Raw genomic sequence first — 22655 nt, 5'->3', positions numbered from 1 at the left:
GGCGGGTGGTCTGAAAGGGGTGGTCGCCGGGGAACATCCGGGGGTGCGGATCGCTTGAGAGTGCGGGGGCGAGGGCCTCTTGCGCCACCAGGGGACAATGGAAGGCGGTCCGCATCGGAATCGTACGAGGAGGAGAAGACATGGCGGAGCCCACGCCGCGTCGGCACGAACCGCGGCTACGCCCCGCGCCCCTGCTCTTCGAGCCGGCGGAGGCGGCCGGTGATCCGGAGCACTTCTTCGACCTGGAGTCGATCGACGACCCGGGCGCGCTGCTGGCGCGGGCGACGGAGCTGACGGTGGCCTTCCAGGCCGCCGCCGACCGGGCGCTGGAGTTCCAGGCCGTCGCGGCCGCCCAGCTCGCCGATCCGCGCCGCTTCGACCGGCTGACGCCCGCGGACATCGCCGAGCGCGCCGAGTGGACCGAGGACTACGCGAAGAAGATGGTCGAGTTCGGCCGGGATCTGCTGCGAGGCGACGCCGAGGGCCGCGGGCACCACGACCCGATGTAGCCCCCGGTACGCGGCAGCGGCATATGCCGGGTGGGCAAGATACTCGTCCTGCGGTCGGCTGTCCCGGTTTTCCGCGACTCCCGGGAAGCGGCTCCTCACAGTCGGTAGACAGGTGGGCATGAGCAGCGCATGTGTCACCGCGGACGGCGCCGTCTGGCTGGCCTCCGCCGGAACGTATCCGCGCAGCACCCTCGCCCTCTGGGACGAGCGGCCGCACGCCCCGGTCGTGCTGCCCTGCGGTTCCGTCTTCGACGTCGTCAGCGCGCCGGCGATGTTCGGACGGCTGATGCTGGACCGGCTGTGGAGCGAGGGGCCGGGCTCCGGGCCGGTGGCCGCCTTCCGGGGCCGGATGCTGCTGTTCGCGGCGCCGGGCACGGCTCAGCGGCTGCCCTCGCTGCTGGAGTGGGAGGAGTGGGGCGCCCAGGGCCGCCGGGACGGTCGTACGGGATCCGTGCCGCCGCTGCTGTGCCACGGCACCGGGGACGCGGTGACCGTGCCGGCGCTCGCCCCGGAGCGGGAGCAGGGGCCGACCCGCTGGGTGGTCGCCCCGGACTGCCGTCACCCGTGGCTGCCGGGCCCCGAGATCCTGCTGTGGGCGGCGGTGCGGGCGGCCCGCGCGGCCGTGCGGATATCGATTTTTCCCGCGGCCGACCAGGATGCTAAGGTCTACGACGTCAGCAGGCGCCGCTAGCTCAGTTGGTTAGAGCAGCTGACTCTTAATCAGCGGGTCCGGGGTTCGAGTCCCTGGCGGCGCACGACATCGAGGGCGAGGCTTGTTCGCGGAAAGCGCGAACCAGCCTCGCCCTCGTCCTTTCTGTGCGGCCGGCGCCGCGCGCGGTGGGGCTCCGCCACCCACACCCCCTCGGGGTCGGACCGGTCGGCCGGTGTCTAGACGCGCGGCAGCGTGATCTTCACGTTCCAGGCTCCCGTCGGGGTGCGGCTCTCCGCCTCGACGCGTACGTCGTCGCCCGGCACGGTGAAGCTCTCGCCGAGGGTGACCGGGGCGTCCGCGAGGGCCGGGTAGACGGAGGACTCCCAGCAGGCCTCGGTGTGCGGGTGGGCGTCGATCACCTCGACCGGGCCGCGGCCGGACTGGGCGTCGGAGCTGATGCGGTAGACGAGGATCCCGGCGCGGCAGGCGGCGCGGTCGTTGCCGAGGGGGCCGCGGGCCTCGAAGGCGAGGACGGTGTCCGGGCCGGTGCGGACGACGGCCAGTTTGACGCCGTCGCCGAGGCCGAAGGCGGGTGCGCCGAAGGTGCCGGTGACGGGAACCCCGGGGCCGGCGCCGAGGGGTTCCAGGGTGAGCCGGGTCGGCCCCGCGTTCCGTACGCACACCACCTGGCGGGGCGCCAGCCAGCCCAGCTTCCACTTGTGCCAGCCGAAGAGATCCGGGGCGAGGCCGAACTGGCTGCCCATCAGGTCCCAGTCGCCGACGTAGGTGTCCCAGTCGCCCTTGCCGTCGACCGGGCGGTGGTAGAGGTCGGGCAGGTCGAAGACATGGCCTGTCTCGTGGGCCAGCACCAGCTGGTCCGGCGGGTGTTTCTCGAAGACCGTGACGACCCGGCGGATGTCCGTGCCGTCGGCGTGCAGGGGCTCGTCCAGGTTGACGACCTTGGTGGCGTCGGAGTCCACGCCGGGCGCGTCCGGGTCGGCGACGAAATAGACGAGGTCGTACCGGGAGAAATCGACCTGGGGGTCGGCGGCGGCGAGCGCGTCGCGCAGATAGGCGGCGCGGCGCTCGGCGTTCCAGTCGCGCTGTATGGCGTACGAGGTGGAGGGCTTCGGCATCCGGAGCCAGCGCTTCAGGGGGTGCGCGCGCAGACTGAACCTGCCGTAGGAGGCCTGCCGGAAGAAGCGGCTGGTGGCCGGGAAGTGGTCGGCGGTGAGTTCGGCGGGGGTGGTGGTCGGGGTCCGGTCCGGGAAGGACAGGAAGACCATGACCGCGTCGAGGGCGCGGGTGGGGCGGGGGTAGGCGGTGTTCCAGGTGTCGAGGCCCTCGGAGTGGTGGGCGTCGGTGCGCCTGAGGGCGCAGGGCGCCGCGGAGAAGGGCTCGGCGATGGAGGGGCCGGTGGCCAGGGAGATCGCGGCGATCGCCGAGAGGGTGGTACACAGGGCCGCGGTGCTGCGCAGTCGGGGGCGCGGGAACAGTCGCGGCACTTCGGACCTCCGGGGGCGGTTCGCGGATCACCGCCCCCAGCCTGTTGGACTTTGTCGCGCTATGCCCTGTTTGTCTGCCCCAGAAGAGTGAGGAGGGAGAAAGCGGGCATCAATCCCGACACCCCCGGAATTCTCACGGTCCGTCACAAGCGATCGGGCGCCTGCAGAAGCGGTCCACCTGCGGGCAGAAACGATCTGTCAGAAGGGTGGGGTGTTCGGGGACACTGGGCAGTGGCTGCGCGACTCCGGGGGCAGCATCTATGATCGGCACACTTTCCTGCCAGGACAGCGATCGAGTGCACTGCGGGAGCGAGCGGTGAGCGGAACGTCCGAAGGGCCGACGCCCGCGGCAGACCTCGACCGGTCCGCCGTCACGGAGCGTGACAGTCAGGCAGCTACTTGTGCGGAGAGCCCGGAGGGAGCCGACCCCCCGGCCTACCGTTCCGTATTCGCGTCGGCACCCCTCGCCATGGCCCTCGTCGATCGCGAGGGCCAGGTCGTGGACGCCAACCAGGCGCTCGGCGAACTGCTGGGCGGCGACGGGACGAGCCTGGTCGGGCGGGTCGCCGCCGACCTCCTGGACCTCGCCTCCGACGCCCGCACCTGGCACGCCTACCGCGAGGTGCTGCGCGGCCGGCAGGCGAGACTGCGCTGCACCCGGCGGCTGAAACACCCGGACGGACGCACGCTCTGGGCCCAGGTCACGGTCGCGCCGCTGGACGGCGGAGGCCCCGGGGTGCTGCTGTCGGTCGCCGACGTCAGCGACCGCCGTGACCTCCAGGCGAGGCTGCGGCACCTCCAGATGCACGACCCGGTCACCCGGCTGCCCAACCGCACGCTGTTCTTCGAGCGGGTGTCGGCGGCGCTGGAGGCGGAGTCGTACGAGCAGAGCGGGACCGGCCGGATCGGTCTGTGCTATCTCGACCTGGACGGATTCAAGGCGGTCAACGACACCCTCGGCCATCGCGTCGGCGACCGGCTGCTCGCGGCCGTCGCCGAGCGGCTGACGGACTGCGCGAAGGAGGCCGGGCAGAACCGGCCGAGCGAGCCTCTCGTGGCCAGACTGGGCGGTGACGAGTTCGCCCTGCTGGTGGAGGACTCGACCGGCACCGAACAGCTCGCGGATCTAGCCGAGTCCGTACTGAAGGCCCTTCAGGCGCCCTTCGACCTGGCCGGGCAGCGGATGAACGTCTCCGCCTCGATCGGGGTCGTCGAACGCCACGCGGCCGGGACCAGCGCCACCGCGCTGATGCAGGCCGCCGACACCACGCTGTACTGGGCGAAGGTGGACGGCAAGGACCGCTGGACGCTGTTCGACCCGGAGCGCAACGCGCATCTGATGACCAGCCAGGCCCTCGCCTCCACCCTGCGGCCCGCCATCGAGCGCGGGGAGTTCCGGCTGGAGTACCAGCCGCTGGTCGGCATGTCGGACGGACGGCTGCGCGGGGTGGAGGCGCTGGTGCGCTGGGACCACCCCCGGTTCGGGTCCCTGCCGCCGAATCGGTTCGTCGCACTGGCCGAGGAGGACGGCTCGATCGTCCCGCTCGGGCGCTGGATTCTGGCCACCGCCTGCCGGCAGGCGCGCGCCTGGCAGCTCGACCGGCCGGAGGAGCCCCCGCTGTTCGTGAGCGTGAACGTGGCGGTCCGTCAGGTGTGGGACTCCGACCTGGTGGCGGACGTGGCGGAGATCCTCGCGGAGACCGGGCTGCCCCCGCACCTCCTCCAGCTGGAGCTCACCGAGTCGGCCGTCATGGGCTCGGCGGGCCGGCCGCTCCAGGCGCTGCAGGCCCTGAGCGACATGGGCGTGCACATCGCCATCGACGACTTCGGCACCGGGTACTCCAACCTCGCCTATCTGAGCCGGCTGCCGGTCTCCGTCCTGAAGCTGGACGGGTCGTTCGTCCGGGGCTTCCAGTACGACGGCACGGGCGCGGCGCCCAACCCGGCGGACGAGGTCGTCGTCGAGGCGATGATCGACCTCGCCCACCGCCTCGGCCTCACCGTCACCGCCGAATGCGTCGAGACCGCCGCCCAGGCCAGTCGTCTGCGCAGCATCGGCTGCGACACCGGCCAGGGCTGGCTGTACTCACGGGCGGTGTCGCCCGATCGCATCTCCGAACTCAGGGCGTCGGGACCGGACCGCGCGGCGGTGGCGAACCCGTGAGCACCCGGGGGTGTCAGGCCGCCGGCAGGCCGTAGGCGTCCGCGACCAGTTCGTACGAGCGCAGGCGCAGTTCGCCCCGGTGGGCGTGGCTGGTGAGCATCAGTTCGTCGGCGCCGGTGCGCTTGTACAGGTCGTCGAGGCCGGTGCGGACCTCGTCGGCGGTGCCGTGGACGATGTTCGCCGTCCAGGAGTCGACGAACTCCCGCTCCAGCTCGCTGAACGCGTGCGCCTCCGCCTCCTCGGGGGACGGGAAGAGACCCGGGCGGCCGGTGCGCAGCCGGACCATGTTCAGGCCCGTCGCCAGGACCTGGCGGCGCGCCTCGCGTTCGTCGTCGGCGGCGAGGACGGAGACGCCGATCAGGGCGTACGGCTCGGAGAGCACCTCGGAGGGGCGGAACGACTCCCGGTACAGGTCGAGCGCCGGGACGGTGTTCTGCGCGGAGAAGTGGTGCGCGAAGGCGAAGGGCAGACCGAGCAGTCCGGCCAGACGGGCGCTGAAGCCGGAGGAGCCGAGCAGCCAGATCGGCGGGCGGTGCCGCGACTGGACACCGCCGGGCGAGGTCGCCTGGACCGGGCCGGGCACCGCGTGGATACGGCGGTAGCGGTGGCCGTCGGGGAAGTCGTCGTCCAGGAAGCGGGTCAGCTCGGCGAGTTGCTCGGGGAAGTCGTCGGCGCCCTCGTGCAGGGTGGCCGTCCGGCGCAGGGCGGCGGCCGTGGCGCCGTCGGTGCCGGGGGCGCGGCCGAGCCCGAGGTCGATCCGGCCCGGCGCGAGCGCCTCCAGGGTGCCGAACTGCTCGGCGATGACGAGGGGCGCGTGGTTGGGCAGCATCACACCGCCCGAGCCGAGGCGGATGCGGTCGGTGTGGGCGGCGAGGTGGGCGAGGATCACCGCGGGCGAGGAGGAGGCGACGCCGGGCATCGAGTGGTGCTCGGCGACCCAGTAGCGGTGGAAGCCGCGGGACTCGGTGAGCCGGGCGAGGTCGACGCTGGTGCGCAGGGCGTCGGTGGCGGTGCGCCCGGAGCCGACGGTGACCAGGTCGAGGACGGAGAGGGCGGTGGGGGCGGTGCCGTGGGCGGTGGCGCGTATGCCGTCGCTCGCCGTGCCGTCCGTCGCGGTCGCGTCCGTCGCGGTCTTGTCCGCCGCCGTCTCGTCTGCCGCCACGGGGTCCTCCTGTCGTCGGGCTTGCGGTGTCCTCCGTGCCCTAACAGGAGGGTGTCCCCGTTTATTCCCGCGAGGAGTCCCGCGGCTCACGCCTGCACGATCGGCTCCCGCCGGAACAGCGCCCCCAGCCCCGGCGCGTTCACCCGGCGGGCCGTGAGCCGCAGCCCCTCCCAGACCGTCACCTGGTTGGCGGTGAGGACGGGTGTGCCGAGTTCCCGCTCCAGGGCCGGGAGGCAGGCGACGGTGTGCAGGGCGGTGTCGGGCAGCAGGAGCGCCTCGGCGCCCGACGCGTCGGCCGCCCGCGCGAGTGCCAGCACCTCCGCCTCGCCCCAGGCGCCGGCCTGCTCCGCGGTGGCCCCGGCGGCGTGCACCGCGGTCACCTCCAGGCCGCCCGCCCGCAGGAACCCGGCGAACGGACCGGCTACCTCCGCCGGGTAGGTCGCCGCCACGGCGACCCGGGCGGCCCCCAGTTCCCGGGCCGCGTGCACGAAGGCGAAGGAGGTGGAGGAGGCGGGCATGCCGGCGGCGGTCGCGAGGGTGCGCACCTGTTCGTGGGCGCCCTCCCAGCCGTATCCGAAGCTGCCGCTCGTGGAGGCCCAGACGATCGCCTCCGCCCCCGACAGCCGCAACTGCTCGACGCCCGCCGCCAGCCGGTGGGGTGCGCCCAGGCGCAGGGAGGCGTCCGCCCGCCCCACGTCCTCGCCGGAATCCGCGCGGACGAGGTCCACCCGGATGTCGCTGCCGAGGAGCTGCTCGATACGGGGGTAGTCGTCGTCGGCCGAGTGGCCCGGGTGGAGGAATCCGAGTGCGGTCATGACCGGCCTTCCTGCTGCTGCTCGTCTTCGGGGAAGTACCCGGGTACCCAGCGGGCGCAGCCCACGGGCTCCATCCTCACCTGGTTGGCGGTCCGGCCGTGTTGACGGTCGGGGGCCGGGGTGCGACCGTGTTCCGTCCGCGCACGTCAGGCCCTTGGTCACGGAGAAGGCACCGGATGGCCGCCGTTCCCACGCTCCTCGTCCTCGACGCCGAGCCTCTCCCCCGCCTCGGCCGTCTCACGGGCCGGGTACGCATCCTGCACGCCGACGGATCCACCCTCGGCGGCCTCCTGCCGCGGGCCGACGTCCTGCTGGTGTGGGACACCGCCTCGGACGCGGTGCGCGCGGCCTGGCCCGGCGCGGGGCCGAGGCCGCGCTGGGTGCACACGGCGAGCGCGGACGTGGAGCGTGTGCTCTCCCCGGAACTGGCCGCCTCCGGCACGGTGCTGACGAACGCGCGCGGCGTCTTCGAGGAACCGGTCGCCGAGTACGTCGCCGCGCTGGTCCTGGCGATGGCGAAGGACCTGCCGCGCACCGGGGAGCTGCAGACGCGCGGCGAGTGGCGGCCCCGGGAGAGCCGGCGGGTGGCCGGCAGCCGGGCCGTGGTCGTCGGCTCGGGCCCGGTCGGCCGGGCGATCACCCGTGTCCTCAAGGCCCTCGGCGTCACCACCGCGCTCGTCGGCCGGGTCCCGCACACCGGCATCCACGGCCCCGACGACCTGGACCGGCTTCTCGCCCGCGCCGACTGGGTGATCGCGGCGGCCCCGCTCACCGAGCGGACCCACGGCATGTTCGACACCCGCCGGTTCGGCGTGATGCAGCCCTCCGCCCGTTTCCTGAACGTGGGCCGCGGTGGTCTGGTCGTCGAGGAGGCACTCGTACGGGCCCTGCGCAGCCGCTGGATCGCGGGCGCTGCCCTGGATGTGTTCGGCACCGAACCGCTCCCGCCCGACAGCCCGTTGTGGCGGGTCCCGGGTCTGCTGGTGTCCCCGCACATGGCCGGCGCGACGGTCGGCCGGCACGACGAGCTGGGTGCGCAGTTCGTGGAGTTGTTCGAGCGGTGGGCGGCGGGCCGGCCGCTGCGGAACGTGGTCGACAAGGCGCGCGGATACGTCCCCGGCCGCTGACGGTCACCACACTCCCCTCACACGACACCCCCGCATAACCGGTGGGGCCCCGGGTAGCCGCGCCGCCATGGCTCCACCGAACAGACCATCCACACACCACGACAACCCCACCCGTCGGTCGCTGCTCGCGGGGGTGGCGGCGCTCGGCGCGCTGGGCGCCACGGGCTGTTCGCGCGTGGCCACCGCGTCCACGACGGACGGCGGCGACCTCCTCGACCGGCTCCGCGCCGCGGGGGTGGTACGGCTCGGCATCGCGGGCGAGATCCCCTTCGGGTACATCGACACGGACGGGCACCTCACCGGGGAGGCCCCCGAGCTGGCGAAGGTGATCTTCAAGCGGCTCGGCGTGGACGAGGTGCAGCCCGTGCCGACCGAGTTCGGGTCGCTGATACCCGGGCTGAACGCGCAGCAGTTCGACGTCGTGGCCGCCGGGATGTACGTCACCCCCGAACGCTGCGCGCAGGTCCTGTTCGCCGACCCGGAGTACCAGATGCTGGACTCGTTCGTCGTGCGCAAGGGCAACCCGAAGGGGCTGCGCGACTACCGGGACGTCGTCGAGAAGAAGGCGAAGTTCGCCACCGGCACCGGGTACGCGCAGATCCAGCACGCGGTGGCGGCGGGCTACGAGGAGAGCGACATCCTGATCGTGCCCGACCAGGTCGCCGGCCTGAACGCCGTGGAGGCCGGGCGGGCCGACGTGTTCGCCGGTACGGCGGTCGCCTCCCGTGACGCGGTGAAGAGGTCCCGCAAGGCGGAGGCGACCAGGCCCTTCGCGCCCGTCGTCGACGGCAAGCCGCGTGCGGACGGGGGTGCCTTCGCCTTCCGGCTCCCCGAGACCCGGCTGCGGGACGCCTTCAACACCGAGCTGCACCGGCTCAGGAGGAGCGGCGAACTGGCCCGTGTCCTGCGGCCCTTCGGGTTCACGAAGGCCGAGATGACGGACCTGACCGCGAAGGAGCTCTGCGGCGGATGACGTCGGGACTGTGGGAACTCGTCCTCAAGGGGGTCTGGACCACCGTCCAGCTCCTCGTGTTCAGCGCGGCGCTCGGAGCCGTCGTGGCCTTCGCCGTCGGGATCGCGCGCACCCACCGGCTGTGGATCGTCCGCTTCCTCGCGGGCTGCTACACCGAGGTGTTCCGGGGGACCTCTGCGCTGGTGATGATCTTCTGGGTGTTCTTCGTGCTGCCGCCCGCCTTCGGCTGGCAACTGGTGCCGATGTGGGCGGGGACGCTGGCGCTCGGGCTGACCTACGGGGCGTACGGCGCGGAGATCGTGCGCGGGGCGCTCGGCGCGGTCGACCCGGCGCAGAAGGAGGGCGGAGTCGCGCTCGGGTTCACGCCCGGACAGCGGTTGCGCAAGATCCTGCTGCCGCAGGCGGTGCCGGAGATGATCCCGCCGTTCAGCAACCTGCTGATCGAGCTGCTGAAGGGCACCGCCCTGGTGTCGGTCATGGGCATGGGCGATCTGGCGTTCAGCGGGAACCTGGTCCGCCTCGCGCTCCAGGAGAGCGCGGAGATCTACACGTACGTCCTGCTCATCTACTTCCTCGTCGCGTTCCTGCTGACGCGGCTGATGCGAGGTCTTGAGCACCGGCTGAAGGCGGGGCTGCGATGAACTGGGACTGGGACGCCGTACGCGACTTCATGCCGCTGTTCTGGGACGGGACCCTCGTCACGCTCCAGGCGCTGGCCCTGGGGTCGCTGATCTCGTTCACGCTGGGGCTGGTGTGGGCGCTGCTGATGCGGACGCCGACCCGCTGGGTGCAGTGGCCCGTCGGGATCGTCACGGAGTTCGTGCGGGACACCCCGCTGCTGGTGCAGCTGTTCTTCCTCTTCTACGTGCTGCCCGAGTGGGGGCTGACCCTGTCCGCGATGACCACCGGGGTCGTGGCGATCGGGCTGCACTACTCGACGTACACCATGCAGGTCTACCGGGCCGGCATCGAGGCGGTGCCCGCCGGGCAGTGGGAGGCGGCGACCGCGCTGAACCTGCCGAGGGGCCGCACCTGGCGTGCGGTGATCCTGCCGCAGGCGGTCCGCCGGGTGGTGCCGGCGCTCGGCAACTACGTGATCGCGATGCTCAAGGACACGCCGATGCTGATGGCGATCACCGTGCTGGAGATGCTCGGCCGGGCGCGGCTCTTCTCCCAGCAGCAGTTCCGGTTCACCGAGCCCCTGACGGTGATCGGCGTGGCCTTCATCGTCATCTCCGCCCTCGCCTCCTTCCTTCTGCGCACCCTGGAGCGACGCCTTGTCCGTTGACACCACCCCCACCCCGAAGAAGCAGCAGACCACCGAGCTGATCCGGCTGGAGCAGGTCACCAAGCGGTTCGGCGACCACACCGTCCTCGACCGTCTGGACTTCTCCGTCGAGCCGGGCCGGCACGTCACCCTGATCGGGCCCTCCGGCTCCGGCAAGACCACCATCCTGCGGCTGCTGATGACCCTGACCAGGCCCGACGAGGGCACGATCACCGTCGGCGGGCAGCGGCTGTTCCCGGCGCCGCCGAAGCAGGTGCGGGAGGTCCGCAAGCAGATCGGGATGGTGTTCCAGCAGTTCAACCTGTTCCCGAACATGAGCGTGCTCAGGAACGTCACCGAGGCGCCGGTGACCGTGCTCGGTCTGTCGAGGGACGAGGCGGAGGCGCGGGCGCGCGAGCTGCTGGAGCTGGTGGGGCTGGCCGACAAGTGCGACGCCAGGCCGTCGCGGCTGTCGGGCGGGCAGCAGCAGCGGGTGGCGATCGCGCGGGCGCTGGCGATGCGGCCGCAGATCCTGCTCCTGGACGAGGTGACCTCCGCGCTCGATCCCGAACTGGTCGCCGGGGTCCTCGACGTCCTCAGGGACATCGCCAGCACCACCGACATCACCATGCTCTGTGTGACCCATGAGATGAACTTCGCCCGGGACATCTCCGATCAGGTACTGATGTTCGACAAGGGGCGGGTCGTCGAGGCGGGTCCGCCGGAGAAGATCTTCAGCGCGCCGGAGGAGGAGCGGACCCGGGAGTTCCTGAGCGCGGTGCTGTAAGAGGGGCAGGTCGCGCGCGGGCCAGGGCGACTGGGCATGACCGGGGCATATGCCAGAGGGTCAGTGCCGCAGTTGAGGGCACCAAAGGCGCACCATGTTCTCGCCAACAACCCCTCCCCTGTGTCGTCTTGGCCGTTATCGTGGAGATGATTCGCTGCCAGGATCACCGATCGATGGATCACGGCCAGAGAAAGCGACCAGGGGGGGAACACCGTGGCGCTGAAGCACGAGCCGACCGCGCCGTACCACTCGGCCCAGGACGCCCTGCGCGTCCTGGAGACAGTGGCCCGGCACTCCACCGGTGTCACCGACGCCGAGCTCGGCCGCCAGACCGGCCTGGGCACGGAGCGGCTGACCGCCCTCCTGCGCATGCTGCGCCGCGAGGGGTACGTCGAGCAGGTCGCCGACGGCGCCTATGTCACCGGCGACGCCCTGACCCGCCTCGGCTCCGCCCACGGCCACCAGCAGGCCCTGCGCGAGCAGCTCCAGCGCACCCTCGACCGGCTGCGCGACTCGATCGGCGCCGCCGTCTACGTCAGCCGGTACGTCGACGGCGAGGTCACCATCGCCCAGTACGCCGACAGCCCCGCCACCCCCGCCGTCCACGAGTGGTTCGACTTCCGCTCCTCGGCGCACGCCACCGCGCTCGGCAAGAGCCTGCTGGGCCAGCTCGACCACAACGGCCGGCGGGACCATCTCTCCCGGCACAAGATGGCCCGTCTCACCTCGCGCACCATCACCAGCGACCGGCTCCTGCTGTCCCGTCTGGAGTCCCAGCCGCCCACGGTCCCGCATCTCGACCTCCAGGAGTACGCGGTCGGCACGGTCTGCGCGGCCGTCCCGATCACCGCGGGCTCCTCCGTCGGCTGCCTCGCCCTCTCCCTGCCCGTCGCCCACGCCCACCGCCTGCGCCAAGCGGCCGACGCCCTGAACAGGAACGCGGCACCGGTCCTGCTCTCCCTGGCGATCTAGTGCCCCGGCACTGGATGGTCGGAAGCACCCCTCGGGAGCAGGTAGTATTTTCTCTGTCGCCGGCCGCCGAAGGGCGGACGGCGGGAGTCATGCGCCGCTAGCTCAGTTGGTTAGAGCAGCTGACTCTTAATCAGCGGGTCCGGGGTTCGAGTCCCTGGCGGCGCACCGAGGAAGGGCCTCTCGTGGAGACACGAGGGGCCCTTCGGCGTCCTCGGACGTCAGCCTGCGGTAGCGGGACTCCCCCGGCGGACGCCACCACACCGGGTCCGCGCACCGCACCCCCTCCCGCCGCAGCAGCGCCCGGTGGATCTTGTTGGTCGCGGTGACCGGCATCCGGTCCACCACCCGGACGAACCGGGGTGCCATCTTCGTCCCCAGGTCCGGCTGGGCCGACAGGAACGCGGCGAAGGCGGCCGGCTCGAAGTCCCCGGCGATCGTCGCCATCACCTGGTCGCCGGTCACCGGGTCGGGCACCGCGTACACGGCGACGGCGGCCGCGCCCTCGTACCGGGCGAGGATGTTCTCGATCATCGCGGCGGCCAGGTTCTCGCTGTCGACGCGGATCCGGTCGTCGGTGCGGCCGGCGAAGTACAGATGGCCGTCGGCGTCGCGGTAGAAGAGGTCGCCGGTCCAGTACACACCGCCGCGGCGCCGCTCGGCCTCGGCCCGCGGGTTGCGCCAGTACCCCTCGAACGGGTTCGGCCCGCGATTGACCAGCTCCCCGATCGCCTCGTCCCCGTTCAGCAGCCGCCCCGCGGCGTCGAAGGCGGCCGGCGGACACTCCTTCCCCGACTCCGGATCGAGTACGGCGAGCCCGGGCCCCGCCCGCCCCACCGCGCCCACCGGGGTCCCCGGCGTCCACTGCACCGCCGCGCCACCCTCCGAGGAGCCGTACCCCTCCACCAGCCGCACCCCGAACCGCCGCTCGAAGGCCGCCGCGTCCACCACCCCCGCCTCCGTGCCGAAGCCCAGCCGCAGCACGTGGTCCCGGTCCCCGGGGCCCGGCTCGGTGGCCAGCAGGTACTGGATCGCCCGGCCGACATAGGTGAAGTACGTCGCCCGGTACCGCCGTACGTCGCCGAGGAAGGCGGAGGCCGAGAAGCGGCGCCGCAGCGCGACCCCGGCACCGGCGGCCAGCGCGGGAGCCCAGTCGGCGATCACCGCGTTGCCGTGGAACATCGGCATGCAGACGTAGTGCACGTCCTGCGGTGTGACGGAGAACTGCGCCGCCAGGGACCGCCCCGCCGCGGCCAGCCGGCCCTGGGTGCAGATCGCCGCCTTGGGGGCGCCGGTCGAGCCGGAGGTGAAGTAGAGGAGGAACCGGTCCGCGGGGCGGGCCCTGGACGGATCCGGGCGGGCGGCCGCGTAGGGCGCGAGAAGGGCCTCGTACTCCTGCGTGTCCGTCACCAGGACGCGCAGGCCGGGCAGGTCGAGGCCGGCGAGGAGCGGGAGGTGGGCGTGCTCGGTGATCAGCAGCCGGCACTCGGTGTGCAGGATGTCCCGGGCCAGCTCGGGGCCCCGGCGGGTGGGGTTGATCCCGGCGACCGCCGCACCGGCGAGCGCGGCGGCGGACAGCCACAGTGGGAACTCCGGGGTGTTGTCCAGCAGCACCCCGACATGCGGTTCGGCACGCGGCGGGAGCAGGTCGGCGAGGAGCGCGGCGCGCGCGGCGGCACCGGCCGCGAGCTCGTGATGGCTGAGCACCGTGTCCGCGCACCACAGTCCCGGCCGGTGGTCGTCCCAGCGGTGCGCTACGAGTTCGGCGACGGACTCCATGGAGGCGCACGGTAGCTGACGTAGCGTCAGATGACTATGGCCGAAGGGGGGTCACGGCGCGACGTCGCTCCAGCCGGAGGCCTCCGTCTGGGCGCCGATCATGAAGGCGACGCAGAACGCGAGCGCCACCCCGAGGAAGACCAGCAGACAGCCGGACTCCGCGAAGAGCCGTCCGTGCGCCGGAGGGTGGGCCGTGGCCTGCTCGGGGCGGTCGGCCGGGTAGAAGACGGTGACGATGTCCCCTTCGAGGGTCGTCCCCGGCCCGTTCTCCTCCTCGAACCGGACCGCCCGGCCCTCGCGGGTGGTGAACTCGTAGACGTGGTGCAGGACTGTCGTCACCCGGCGGTGCTCACCGCCGCCGGTCCTGGTCGTGGTGTACGTCCGCAGACAGCGCGCCTCGGCCGTCAGCCCGCTGCCCCAGGCCCGGGTGGCCCGGCGCGAGCGGCTGATCACGGTGTACATGGCGAAGAGGATGCCCGCGATCATGATCGACGGGACGATCAGGAAGAAGACGTCCACAGAGAGCCCCCCGAACTCCGGTCACCGTCCTGCGCGGCCGGTGTGCAGGGAACGTACCCGTGCGCGGGGCGGGGTTGACTCAAGAGAAGCTCAGAACTCGGGGGTGCGAAGCCCCTGCCGGGACCCGCGTGCGCCGGTGAGGGCGCACACGGGCCCGGGTCCTGCCGACGGTCGCTCAGAAGGTGACGTCGGAGCAGGCGTAGAAGGCGTTGCCGGTGTCGGCGATCGTCCAGACGGCGAGGATCACATGGTGTCCGGTGAGGCCCGACGGGAGCGTGCCGCTGTGCGAGAGGGTGGCGGGCGGGCGTTGACCGCCGTAGGGGACGGTGAGGAAGGGGGTGAGGGTGAGGTCGGAGCGGGCCAGGTTGTGGTTCTGGTTCCAGCCCTGTCTGGTGACGTAGTACTTGAAGTCGGTGGTGGCGTGCATCGCGGTGAACTGCCAGCGGAAGGTGTAGCTCCGACCGCCGGTCACCCTGGTGGTCGGCCACGCCCCGCCCGAGGGGGTCCTCGGGCCGTCGAGCTGGGCGAAGCGGGTGTTGTTCGCGGAGCAGATCGATCCGTCGGCCGCCCCTGAGCCCGGGAAGCCCTTCGGACCTTCGACGCTCTGCGGCTCCCACTGGATGTCACCGCAGTCCGTGACCGTGCCGTTCTGACAGAGCTTCTGCCGGCTGACGGGCAGATCGGTGTAGCCGTGGCCACTCGCGCCGCCGGACGAGAGCACCAGGGCTCCGGTGGTGGCGAGTCCGACCACGGCGGCGTACAGCTTGGTCTGTTTGCGCATGCTGCCGCTCCTGGAGAACGTGGGGAGTTCACTGAGCCGAGCCGTGCAGGTCTAGACCAAGTTCGAGATTATGGCCGTTTCATGAACATGTCCAGACCAATCACGGGGCCTGTTCCCCGCGCCCCGCGGCGAACGCCACCGTCAGGTCCTTCACCAGCGCCTTGCGCTCGTAGTCGTCGAGTTCCACCAGGCCCCGCATGGTCAGCCGGGTCACCGTGTCCTCCACCGAGTCCACCACCGACGTCAGCACGGTCGCCCGGTGCTGGGCGTCGAGCGCGGCGATCCGGCGCCGGTGCATCGCGGCCGCGACCTCCGGGGCGTACTCGATGCGCAGCGGCTGCACCGAGAACACCTCCACGCCGATCGCGCCCGCGTCCCGCGCGACCCGCCGGGTCAGCGCCTCCCCCGCCGCCTCGACCGACCCCCGGCCCGCGCCCGGCGGCTCCACCGGGATCCGCGCCAGGGCCGCCTCGACGCACTCCCGCAGATACGTCTCGTGGTCCTCGACGCCCAGCGTGGCCCGCGCGGTGTCCCGCACCCGCCACACCACGAGGACCACCACCCGCAGCGCGACCCCGCTGCCGTCGGCCGCCGCCATCGGCTCACTGCGCCAGTGCCGCAGCCGTACGTCGACCTGACGGCGCAGCAGGAGCGGGTTGACCCAGAGGAGACCGGTGCGGCGGACCGTGCCCCGGTACCGGCCGAACAGGCCGAGCACCCAGGCCCGCCCCGTCCTTCCCCGGGCCAGCCCCCCGAACCCGAACAGTCCGAGGGCCCCGGCCCCCGCGTACGCCGCCCACTGCGCGGGACCGAGCCCGGCCCCCGCCCACGCGGGCAGCCGCAGCGCCTCCTCCACCGGCGGCGGCAGCACGCCCGCCCACCAGGAGGCGGCCACGCACCCGGCCGCTCCGCAGAGCCCGGCGAGCACTCCGGCCGCCCCGGGCAGCACCCGCGCGGACCGCTCCACCAGGGCCGGGTCGACCTCGGCCACCGGCCGGGCCTTCGCCGGCACCGGTCGCCGCAGCCTCGGCGGCTCCGCGCTCCGGCTCCCCACCACGGCGGGCCCCACCGCCACCGACCGCGGCCCGGCCTCGTCCCGGAACAGCAGATGGACCGGGATCTCGGTGGTCGCCTCGTTGTGGATCAGCCGCCCGGTCCGCCCCGGCACGGCCTCGCCCAGGTCCCCCCGGGCGGGTGGCTCGCCGGGCGTCCGTGCCGACTGGGGAGAGGGGGCGGACGGGGGCGGCTGAGGAGTGGGGGCGGACGGGGCCGGGTGAGGAGTGGGGGCGGACAGGGCGGCCTCGGCCGGTGCGAGCCCGCCCGGCTCCTCGGCGGTCACGTCCGCCGCGGTGCCCGGGTCCGAGGGGGTGCCCGGTTCGGGTGTGTGAGAAGTGGTCGTGTGCATTGCGTGCCTCCAGCCTCCGCGCCAGATACGCCATGACAGTGAGTGGCCGGGCCCACGAGTGACCGAACGGGCCGACCCATGCGAACGCCTGCGCGTCGCCGCCCCTACGAACCTCCGCGCCCCCCGCGGCCGCCCGTGGCCGCCTAGGCGAACAGCCGCCGCCAGGTCTCCGGGCCCGGGTAGCCGTCCGCCGCGCCGCCGCGCCAGCCCTGAGCGCGCTGGAAGGCCTCGACGGCGCGCCGGTCCGCCTCGCCCCAGCTCGGTCCCGGCCCCTGGGCGTAGTACTTGCCGAACCCTTTCCGCACGAGTTGCCTCCCCAGCCGGGTGATGTCGGCGTTGTGCGCGCCGGGGCGGAACACGCCCCGGCCCGGGAAGGCCGGGGCGGGGGCGGGCGGACTCGCCGCACCGGTGGTGGGGGGCGGTGCGGCGGGCGGGATCTCCCGGCCCTGCCCCGTGACCAGCAGCTGCCAGGTCAGCGGACCGGGCATCCCGTCCGCCGCGGCGCCGCGCCAGCCCTGGGCCTCCTGGAAGGCCCGGGTGGCCCGGCGATCGGCCTCCGACCAGCGGGGGCCGGGCCCCGACCCGTAGAAGCGGACACCGCCGCGCGCCACCAGGAGCCGGCCCAGCTCGGTGACGTACGGGTTGTCGGCCCCCGGCCCGAAGAACGACGCGCCGGGGTAGGCGGTGGCCGGTGCGCCCGGGGGGTCGCTCCTGCCCGCCACGGCCGCCGGCTCCTGCCCGGAAGCGCCCGTCCCGGAGCCCGCCACGAGGTACTTGTAGCGGTAGGGGACATAGCCGTCCGAATGGCTCCAGTAGGCGTACGGCGTGGCCTGGCGGCGGGCCGTCGGACGGGTCTGCTCATAGGCCACGTAGGAGGTGCGGGTGTAGTCCGTCCAGCCGCCGAAAATGACGACGTGCGAGCCTTTCTCGGGGTCGGCCGGATTATGGAAGAGAAGAATGTCGCCGGGCTGGAGTTCCTCCTTGGAAATACGCGTCCCGTACTGACCGAGGGTGCCCGTCCACTCGTTTCCGGGCAGATGCCAGGCCATCGAGACGAAGCCCGAGCAGTCCTGCCGGTAACCGTCGGACCAGTAGGCGCTCATGCTGTACGGCACCTGGGCCGCGACCCATTCCCTGGCCCGCCGGATGATCTCCGCACGGGTCGTCGCCGGGGTCCGCACGGTGGCCTCCGGCGCTGCGGGCCGCCCGCCCGGACCGTGCAGCGGAGCCTTGCCGCCCTGCGGGGTGTCGGGCTCGTCACCTGCGGGAACACCCGGCCGGCCGGAGGCCTGCGGGGCGGCGAGGGCGGATACGGCATGACCGGCGCCGAGCGTCGCGGCCGCCGCCGTGGCGACGACCAGGGTCCGCCGGGCGGCCGGGTGACCGGCGAATGGGGAGGACCCCCACGCGGGGGAATACGGATTCACCCGCCGCCAGTGCGCGCATCCGGGGCAGTCGCAGTCACTCGCGGGATCGAATTCCTCGAATACCGGAGTCTCCATGCGATTCCCCTCACACTCCAGATGGAAATGTCCGCGGCTGTGCACGTTCGCCAGTTTCTCAACTGTCGTCCCTGCTCGCATGCTGACGGTCCGAATGATGTACACCGGCGCCCGGAAGGGGGGACCCCCCGAGCGGGTGGTCGGAGGCACACCCCGGCGTCCTGTAGAGTTACGACGTCAGCAGGCGCCGCTAGCTCAGTTGGTTAGAGCAGCTGACTCTTAATCAGCGGGTCCGGGGTTCGAGTCCCTGGCGGCGCACAGACGGCAGAGGCCCCTCGCGAAAGCGGGGGGCCTTTCGCGTTGCCCGCCGGTGCCCTTGATCAGCGGGTCAGATCCAGCGCGTACGCCGTCCACCACTCCCCCGCCTTCGGGCCTCCCCTGCACTCGCCGTCCGACTCGCCCGGGTGCTTCACCCACAGGTAGGCGTCCACGAGGGGGTCGGCCGTGCGGGTCGTCGGAGTGGCCCCCAGGGCGCGGCCCGGGGGGTTGCACCAGCGTTCCGCCGGGTCGCCCTCGCGGTAGGGGCCGTTGCCGTTGCGGCTGGTGTCGATGACGAAGTGCTTGCCGCCGACCTGGGCGGAGAGCCGCTTGCCGTACGCCAGGGAGTCCTCGGTGGAGTAGAAGTTGGAGACGTTCACCGCGAAGCCGTCGGCACGGGCCACGCCCGCCCGCAGCAGGGCCCGGTCGATCTCGTCGGTCCGGCCCCGGCCCGCGTTGCCCGCGTCCAGGTAGACCGTGGTGTTCCGCAGGGAGGTGAGGGTGGTGACCGCGTCCGCCAGCAGGCCGAGGCGCTCCTCGCGCAGGGCGGCCGGGGTGCAGCCGTCGACGAGGTGGAGGAGGGCGTCGGGTTCCAGGACGACGAGCGCCGGGCGGTCGGCGACGCCCCGGGCCACCGCGGCGATCCAGGCGCGGTAGGCGGCGCCGTCGGCCGCGCCGCCCCGGGAGTACTGGCCGCAGTCGCGGTGCGGGATGTTGTAGAGGACGAGGAGCGGGACGCGGCCCGCCCGCTCGGCGGCCTCGGTGACGGCGCGGGCCGACCCCTCCGGGTCCTCCCCGCCGAGCCAGTGCCCGGTCGGCTGCTCGGCGATCGCGCGGATCGCCGCCGCCTCGGCCGCGCCGCCCGCCCTCTCGTACGCGGCGAGCCGACGGGCCGCGGACGTGTCGGGGTCGACCCAGAAGGGGTCGGCGGGGGGCATGGGTTCCTGACCGGGGTGGGGCGGTTCGGCCGTGGTCACCCCGGTCCCGGAGAAGGCGTCGCCGTCGTCGCCCGGGCTGCATCCCGTGAGCAGCAGCGCCGCTCCGAGCAGAGCGGCGGCAGCCCTCCAGCCGTACATCCCGATCCCCCCTCGTGTGGGCCTCGTGGTCAGGTGCGGCCCGTCAGATACGCCGACACGATCACGTTCGCCGTATAGCTGCGGCTCACCCGGTCGAAGGTGCCGCCGCAGGTGATCAGACGGAGTTCGGCGCGGTCCGCCCGCCGGGTGCCGTAGGCCTCGCGGGCGTCGAAGTCGGCGCGCTGGACGACCTCGACGCCGTCGACGGTGAACTCGGCGACCCTGCCGTCGTCGCGGACCACCCGGATCGTCTCGCCCGCCCGCATGGTGCTCAGCTTGTAGAAGACGGCGGGGCGGGTCTCGGTGTCGACGTGCCCGACCATCAGGGCGGTGCCCCTGGCGCCTGGTTTCGCGCCGGCCGCGTACCAGCCGACGACCCCCGCCTGGTCGAACGGCGGCGGATCGATCCCGCCCCGGGCGTCCAGGCCGCGGGCGACGACCGGGGCCTGGACGCCCAGTTCGGGGATGTCGATGCGCTGCGGCAGCGCGGCCGTGAGCGGCGTGGCGGCGGGCGGCAGGTCGGTTGCCGCCGGGCGGCCCACGGCGGCCACGTCACCCGTGGTCGGCGCGGACGCCCCCGGCCGTACGTCGGTCACCTCGCGTCCCCACAGCCACAGCCCGAGCAGCAGGACCGCCCAGGCCACTCCGGTGACCAGCCGGCCGGAGGAGCGTTCGGAGTCGGACATGGCTCAGCCCGTCCCGCGGCTCCGGCGGCCGCCCCGGGCGGCCCGGGCACCGCGGGCGCCCCGGTACACCACGACGGCCGCGGCCACGCCCGCCAGCACCAGACCGGTGACGGTCTGCGCCGTTCCGGGGCCCTCGACGCGGGCCTCGTCGACGGCGGCGAGCGGCGCGGTACCGCCACCGCCCGCGTGCACGGGGGCGATCGGCGAGGCGGGGGTGTCGCCGGGGACCGAGGGCTGCGACGGCGTGTGCGACGGCGGCGACGTCACGATCGTGATCCGGCCCTTCACCTGGAAGTCGACGCAGGTGATCCTCACGTCGTAGGTGCCGGCCGTGATCGAGGAGCGGATACGGGTCTCGCCGACGAGGGTGCCCGTGCCGACGAGCCGGGCGTCCGTGACGAAGGCGGCCGAGGCCGCGGTGGCCGTCTTCCCGCCGCAGCCGGTGACCTTCAGGACGACCTCGGAGCCGGGCGTGGGGGTCTCGGGCGTCACGGAGACGCCGCCCGCGCCCCCGCCGTCGGCGGCGAGGGCATGGGCCGTGGGGAGGAGTACCGCGGCGGCGGCCGCGACACTCGCACAGAGCGTGACCTTCAGTGAACTCATGGTGAACCTCCAGCTCTCTGGAGACTCCCCCGTCGAGACCCGTTTCGCATCCTCTGGCGGGGTCTCACTGCTCCGTACGGGTGGCTTGGGACGCCGATCGGGTTTCGAAACCGGCCGGTTACGGTCCAATCCGGCCCGTTTCAGTCGGATGCGGTCAGATCCGGTCGACGAGGTCCGCGATCGAGTCGACGACCTTCGAGGGGCGGTACGGGAAGTTCTCCACCTGCTCGGGCCGGGTCAGTCCGGTGAGCACCAGGAAGGTCTGCATCCCGGCCTCCATTCCGGCCAGTACGTCGGTGTCCATGCGGTCGCCGATCATCGCGCTGGTCTCGGAGTGGGCGCCGATCGCGTTCAGACCGGTGCGCATCATCAGCGGGTTGGGCTTGCCCGCGAAGTACGGCTGCTTGCCGGTCGCCTTGGTGATCAGCGCGGCGACGGCCCCGGTGGCCGGGAGGGGGCCCTCGGTGGAGGGGCCGGTCTCGTCGGGGTTGGTGCAGATGAACCGGGCGCCGTCGTTGATCAGCCGGACCGCCTTGGTCATCGCCTCGAACGAGTAGGTGCGGGTCTCGCCGAGGACGACGTAGTCGGGCTCGTGGTCGGTGAGGATGTAGCCGATGTCGTGCAGGGCGGTGGTCAGACCCGCCTCGCCGATGACGTACGCCGTGCCGCCCGGCCGCTGGTCGTCCAGGAACTGGGCGGTGGCGAGGGCCGAGGTCCAGATGTTGTCGATGGGCACGTCCAGGCCCATGCGCTGGAGACGGGCGTGCAGATCGCGCGGGGTGTAGATCGAGTTGTTGGTCAGGACCAGGAAGGGCCTGCCGGACTCACGCAGCTTCTTCAGGAAGGCGTCGGCGCCGGGGATCGGGACGCCCTCGTGGATGAGCACACCGTCCATGTCGGTGAGCCACGACTCGATGGGCTTGCGGTCTGCCATGTGCGGGGTCTCCTGCCGTACGCGGTGCTGCGTGCTGCGTGCGCCCCAGCCTAATCACAGGCCCGATCTTGAGGGAATGCCCGGAATCGGGGCGTCCACGGGCTGGGACCGGAGCAGCTCAGTTGCGGCGGCGGGCGAGCAGCAGAGCGATGCCGGCGGCAACGAAGCAGGCCGCGGCGGCGAGGAGGGCGGACGTGGAGCCGAGACCGCTGCGGGCGAGTTCGGCGGCCTCGTCGGCGAGGGAGAGGGCGCCGGTGGAGCGGGGGGAGGGGGAGGCGTCGGGGGCGGCGGAGGTCTCGGACGGGGGCGCGGTGCCGGGCTCGCCGTCGGTCTCGCCGCGGGCCTCGCCAGGGGACTCGCCGTGGGTCTCCGCCGGGGGATCGGTCGGGGGATCGGTCGGGGGAGCCGGCGGGCGGGGCCCGGCCTCGACGGCGAACCGGTAGTCGTTCGACTGGCCGATCCAGTCGCCGTCGTCGCCGTGCCGCTGGACGAGCGCCGCGTTGGCGGTGATGTCGCCGGGCGCGGTGTCCGAGGTGAGCGCGAGGCGCACCGTGACGGTGAGGGTCTGGTGGGGGGCGACGGTGAAGCCGGCGAAACCACCGGTCTCCCCGGCGGGGCCGTCGGTGAAGGCCCCGACCAGTTCGTCCTCGTCGGTCGTCTCGAAGCGGACGGGATGAGGCCGGCCGTCCGCGTAGAAGTCGAGGTGCGGCTGGCCGGACTTCAGGGAGCGCCCGGTGTCGACGAGGACGACGACCGGGTGGATCCCGTCGCAGGTGCGGTCGGTGGTGTTGGTGAGGTCGAGGTACCAGGTCCCGTAGGCGCCGCCGGCGCGGTAGGAGTCCGGTCCGCCGTGCAGCCGGGTGGTGAGGGGGAACGCGGCCGCGTCGGGGCCGGCACAGGCCGAGCCGTCCTCGGCGTGCGCGGGCACGGTGAGGAGCGCGGCGGCCGCGGCGGCGGTGACGGCTGCGGTCGCGGCACGGCGGAGGGCGTCGGGCGTGGACACTCGCATGGTCAGGTGAGCCTGCCGGGCGGAACGGGCCCGAGGCGGGCGGCACGACGACAAGACCGTACGATCAGCGGGATTTTCACCCCTCCGGCGCAACGGAAGCCGGCCGCGCGCCCCCGCGAGGCCCCTCGGCCCCGGCCGCCCGGCAGGGCCCCTCGTCACCGGCCCGGCGGGCC

Annotated in this window: 21 protein-coding genes, 3 tRNA genes and 1 pseudogene; 12 read left to right on the top strand and 13 right to left on the bottom strand. The window is 73.0% G+C overall.

Features of this window, described 5'->3' with window-relative positions; translation table 11 throughout:
* The first annotated feature begins 140 nt into the window (after positions 1–140).
* The 3 genes from OG852_RS30270 to OG852_RS30260 all read left to right on the top strand — a co-directional run bounded on the left by OG852_RS30270 (position 141) and on the right by OG852_RS30260 (position 1264).
* Positions 141–509: a hypothetical protein gene (locus tag OG852_RS30270; RefSeq protein WP_330349535.1), complete on the top strand. Its 369-nt coding sequence runs from the start codon at positions 141–143 to the stop codon at positions 507–509.
* A gap of 118 nt (positions 510–627) precedes the next feature.
* Entirely contained in the window at positions 628–1200 is a 573-nt protein-coding gene (locus OG852_RS30265; protein WP_133915094.1) for a bifunctional DNA primase/polymerase, read from the top strand.
* A tRNA-Lys gene (locus tag OG852_RS30260) sits at positions 1191–1264 on the top strand. The genes OG852_RS30265 and OG852_RS30260 overlap by 10 nt, the downstream gene beginning before the upstream one ends.
* Before the next feature lie 133 nt (positions 1265–1397).
* On the opposite strand, the gene OG852_RS30255 is transcribed toward OG852_RS30260, so the two are convergent.
* Complete coding sequence (locus OG852_RS30255; RefSeq protein ID WP_330349534.1) at positions 1398–2666, bottom strand: M6 family metalloprotease domain-containing protein; 1269 nt, start codon at positions 2664–2666, stop codon at positions 1398–1400.
* A 316-nt stretch (positions 2667–2982) separates the two neighbouring features.
* Here OG852_RS30255 and OG852_RS30250 point away from each other — a divergent pair, with 316 nt between their 5' ends.
* Positions 2983–4830 carry a putative bifunctional diguanylate cyclase/phosphodiesterase gene (locus OG852_RS30250; RefSeq protein ID WP_133915092.1) on the top strand — a complete coding sequence of 616 codons (1848 nt, stop codon included), beginning with the start codon at positions 2983–2985 and terminating at the stop codon, positions 4828–4830.
* 13 nt (positions 4831–4843) lie between these two features.
* Here the strand turns inward: OG852_RS30250 and OG852_RS30245 are convergent, their stop codons facing one another.
* Both OG852_RS30245 and OG852_RS30240 read right to left on the bottom strand, forming a co-directional pair.
* Complete coding sequence (locus OG852_RS30245; RefSeq protein ID WP_330349533.1) at positions 4844–5992, bottom strand: LLM class flavin-dependent oxidoreductase; 1149 nt, start codon at positions 5990–5992, stop codon at positions 4844–4846.
* Positions 5993–6078: 86 nt separating this feature from the next.
* Positions 6079–6807, bottom strand: a complete 729-nt coding sequence (locus OG852_RS30240; RefSeq protein WP_133915091.1) for a maleate cis-trans isomerase family protein — start codon at positions 6805–6807, stop codon at positions 6079–6081.
* Between the two features lie 176 nt (positions 6808–6983).
* Here OG852_RS30240 and OG852_RS30235 point away from each other — a divergent pair, with 176 nt between their 5' ends.
* The 7 genes from OG852_RS30235 (at position 6984) to OG852_RS30205 (ending at position 12098) form a co-directional block, all read left to right on the top strand.
* Positions 6984–7934 carry a D-2-hydroxyacid dehydrogenase gene (locus OG852_RS30235; protein WP_133915090.1) on the top strand — a complete coding sequence of 317 codons (951 nt, stop codon included), beginning with the start codon at positions 6984–6986 and terminating at the stop codon, positions 7932–7934.
* Positions 7935–8001: 67 nt separating this feature from the next.
* Entirely contained in the window at positions 8002–8907 is a 906-nt protein-coding gene (gene ehuB / locus OG852_RS30230) for an ectoine/hydroxyectoine ABC transporter substrate-binding protein EhuB (protein WP_330349532.1), read from the top strand.
* A complete protein-coding gene (gene ehuC / locus OG852_RS30225) occupies positions 8904–9548 on the top strand; it encodes an ectoine/hydroxyectoine ABC transporter permease subunit EhuC (RefSeq protein WP_133915088.1) in 645 nt (214 codons plus the stop codon). Before ehuB ends, ehuC begins: the two co-directional genes overlap by 4 nt.
* Positions 9545–10195 carry an ectoine/hydroxyectoine ABC transporter permease subunit EhuD gene (ehuD, locus tag OG852_RS30220; RefSeq protein WP_133915087.1) on the top strand — a complete coding sequence of 217 codons (651 nt, stop codon included), beginning with the start codon at positions 9545–9547 and terminating at the stop codon, positions 10193–10195. Before ehuC ends, ehuD begins: the two co-directional genes overlap by 4 nt.
* Positions 10185–10961, top strand: a complete 777-nt coding sequence (gene ehuA, locus OG852_RS30215) for an ectoine/hydroxyectoine ABC transporter ATP-binding protein EhuA (protein ID WP_133915086.1) — start codon at positions 10185–10187, stop codon at positions 10959–10961. The genes ehuD and ehuA overlap by 11 nt, the downstream gene beginning before the upstream one ends.
* 213 nt (positions 10962–11174) lie before the next feature.
* A complete protein-coding gene (locus OG852_RS30210) occupies positions 11175–11933 on the top strand; it encodes an IclR family transcriptional regulator (protein WP_330349531.1) in 759 nt (252 codons plus the stop codon).
* 91 nt (positions 11934–12024) lie between these two features.
* Positions 12025–12098, top strand: a tRNA-Lys gene (locus tag OG852_RS30205).
* Here OG852_RS30205 and OG852_RS30200 read toward each other — a convergent pair.
* The 5 genes and pseudogenes from OG852_RS30200 to OG852_RS30180 form a co-directional block, all read right to left on the bottom strand.
* Positions 12064–13709: pseudogene (locus tag OG852_RS30200) on the bottom strand (AMP-binding protein). The gene OG852_RS30205 and the pseudogene OG852_RS30200 overlap by 35 nt on opposite strands.
* A gap of 51 nt (positions 13710–13760) precedes the next feature.
* Positions 13761–14228, bottom strand: a complete 468-nt coding sequence (locus OG852_RS30195; RefSeq protein WP_208117254.1) for a DUF3592 domain-containing protein — start codon at positions 14226–14228, stop codon at positions 13761–13763.
* A 175-nt stretch (positions 14229–14403) separates the two neighbouring features.
* A complete protein-coding gene (locus tag OG852_RS30190; protein WP_133915084.1) occupies positions 14404–15009 on the bottom strand; it encodes a lytic polysaccharide monooxygenase auxiliary activity family 9 protein in 606 nt (201 codons plus the stop codon).
* A 100-nt stretch (positions 15010–15109) separates the two neighbouring features.
* Positions 15110–16414 (bottom strand): SPFH domain-containing protein, encoded by a 1305-nt coding sequence (locus OG852_RS30185; protein ID WP_330349530.1) that lies wholly within the window; start codon positions 16412–16414, stop codon positions 15110–15112.
* A gap of 143 nt (positions 16415–16557) precedes the next feature.
* Complete coding sequence (locus OG852_RS30180) at positions 16558–17916, bottom strand: peptidoglycan-binding protein (RefSeq protein ID WP_330349529.1); 1359 nt, start codon at positions 17914–17916, stop codon at positions 16558–16560.
* 184 nt (positions 17917–18100) lie between these two features.
* Here OG852_RS30180 and OG852_RS30175 point away from each other — a divergent pair.
* Positions 18101–18174: transfer RNA gene (locus OG852_RS30175), tRNA-Lys, on the top strand.
* 62 nt (positions 18175–18236) lie between these two features.
* Here the strand turns inward: OG852_RS30175 and OG852_RS30170 are convergent.
* The 5 genes from OG852_RS30170 to OG852_RS30150 form a co-directional block, all read right to left on the bottom strand.
* Positions 18237–19250, bottom strand: a complete 1014-nt coding sequence (locus OG852_RS30170; protein ID WP_133915082.1) for a glycoside hydrolase family 6 protein — start codon at positions 19248–19250, stop codon at positions 18237–18239.
* A gap of 29 nt (positions 19251–19279) precedes the next feature.
* The gene (locus OG852_RS30165; protein WP_133915081.1) at positions 19280–19936 is read right to left on the bottom strand and encodes a class F sortase; all 657 of its coding nucleotides are present in this window, start codon (positions 19934–19936) and stop codon (positions 19280–19282) included.
* Between the two features lie 3 nt (positions 19937–19939).
* On the bottom strand, positions 19940–20539 hold the full coding sequence (locus tag OG852_RS30160; protein WP_330349528.1) for a hypothetical protein: 600 nt from the start codon (positions 20537–20539) through the stop codon (positions 19940–19942).
* 154 nt (positions 20540–20693) lie between these two features.
* The gene (locus OG852_RS30155; protein WP_133915079.1) at positions 20694–21473 is read right to left on the bottom strand and encodes an HAD-IIA family hydrolase; all 780 of its coding nucleotides are present in this window, start codon (positions 21471–21473) and stop codon (positions 20694–20696) included.
* A gap of 118 nt (positions 21474–21591) precedes the next feature.
* Complete coding sequence (locus OG852_RS30150) at positions 21592–22482, bottom strand: hypothetical protein (RefSeq protein ID WP_330349527.1); 891 nt, start codon at positions 22480–22482, stop codon at positions 21592–21594.
* Positions 22483–22655: the final 173 nt, after the last annotated feature.

This window comes from Streptomyces sp. NBC_00582 (genome assembly GCF_036345155.1).
Taxonomy (GTDB): Bacteria; Actinomycetota; Actinomycetes; order Streptomycetales; family Streptomycetaceae; genus Streptomyces.
Note: the sequence above shows the minus strand (reverse complement) of the source record. Positions and strands in the feature narration are given on the sequence as shown.

What these genes read in the sequence shown, in the direction of transcription:
- OG852_RS30265 (WP_133915094.1), top strand. Translation starts at nt 628, where the DNA reads ATGAGCAGCGCATGTGTCACCGCGGACGGCGCCGTCTGGCTGGCCTCC.
- ehuB (WP_330349532.1), top strand. Translation starts at nt 8,002, where the DNA reads ATGGCTCCACCGAACAGACCATCCACACACCACGACAACCCCACCCGT.
- ehuC (WP_133915088.1), top strand. Translation starts at nt 8,904, where the DNA reads ATGACGTCGGGACTGTGGGAACTCGTCCTCAAGGGGGTCTGGACCACC.
- OG852_RS30190 (WP_133915084.1), bottom strand. Translation starts at nt 15,009, where the DNA reads ATGCGCAAACAGACCAAGCTGTACGCCGCCGTGGTCGGACTCGCCACC.
- OG852_RS30185 (WP_330349530.1), bottom strand. Translation starts at nt 16,414, where the DNA reads ATGCACACGACCACTTCTCACACACCCGAACCGGGCACCCCCTCGGAC.
- OG852_RS30160 (WP_330349528.1), bottom strand. Translation starts at nt 20,539, where the DNA reads ATGAGTTCACTGAAGGTCACGCTCTGTGCGAGTGTCGCGGCCGCCGCC.
- OG852_RS30150 (WP_330349527.1), bottom strand. Translation starts at nt 22,482, where the DNA reads ATGCGAGTGTCCACGCCCGACGCCCTCCGCCGTGCCGCGACCGCAGCC.
- OG852_RS30270 (WP_330349535.1), top strand. Translation starts at nt 141, where the DNA reads ATGGCGGAGCCCACGCCGCGTCGGCACGAACCGCGGCTACGCCCCGCG.
- OG852_RS30235 (WP_133915090.1), top strand. Translation starts at nt 6,984, where the DNA reads ATGGCCGCCGTTCCCACGCTCCTCGTCCTCGACGCCGAGCCTCTCCCC.
- OG852_RS30170 (WP_133915082.1), bottom strand. Translation starts at nt 19,250, where the DNA reads ATGTACGGCTGGAGGGCTGCCGCCGCTCTGCTCGGAGCGGCGCTGCTG.
- OG852_RS30240 (WP_133915091.1), bottom strand. Translation starts at nt 6,807, where the DNA reads ATGACCGCACTCGGATTCCTCCACCCGGGCCACTCGGCCGACGACGAC.
- OG852_RS30180 (WP_330349529.1), bottom strand. Translation starts at nt 17,916, where the DNA reads ATGGAGACTCCGGTATTCGAGGAATTCGATCCCGCGAGTGACTGCGAC.
- ehuD (WP_133915087.1), top strand. Translation starts at nt 9,545, where the DNA reads ATGAACTGGGACTGGGACGCCGTACGCGACTTCATGCCGCTGTTCTGG.
- OG852_RS30165 (WP_133915081.1), bottom strand. Translation starts at nt 19,936, where the DNA reads ATGTCCGACTCCGAACGCTCCTCCGGCCGGCTGGTCACCGGAGTGGCC.
- OG852_RS30155 (WP_133915079.1), bottom strand. Translation starts at nt 21,473, where the DNA reads ATGGCAGACCGCAAGCCCATCGAGTCGTGGCTCACCGACATGGACGGT.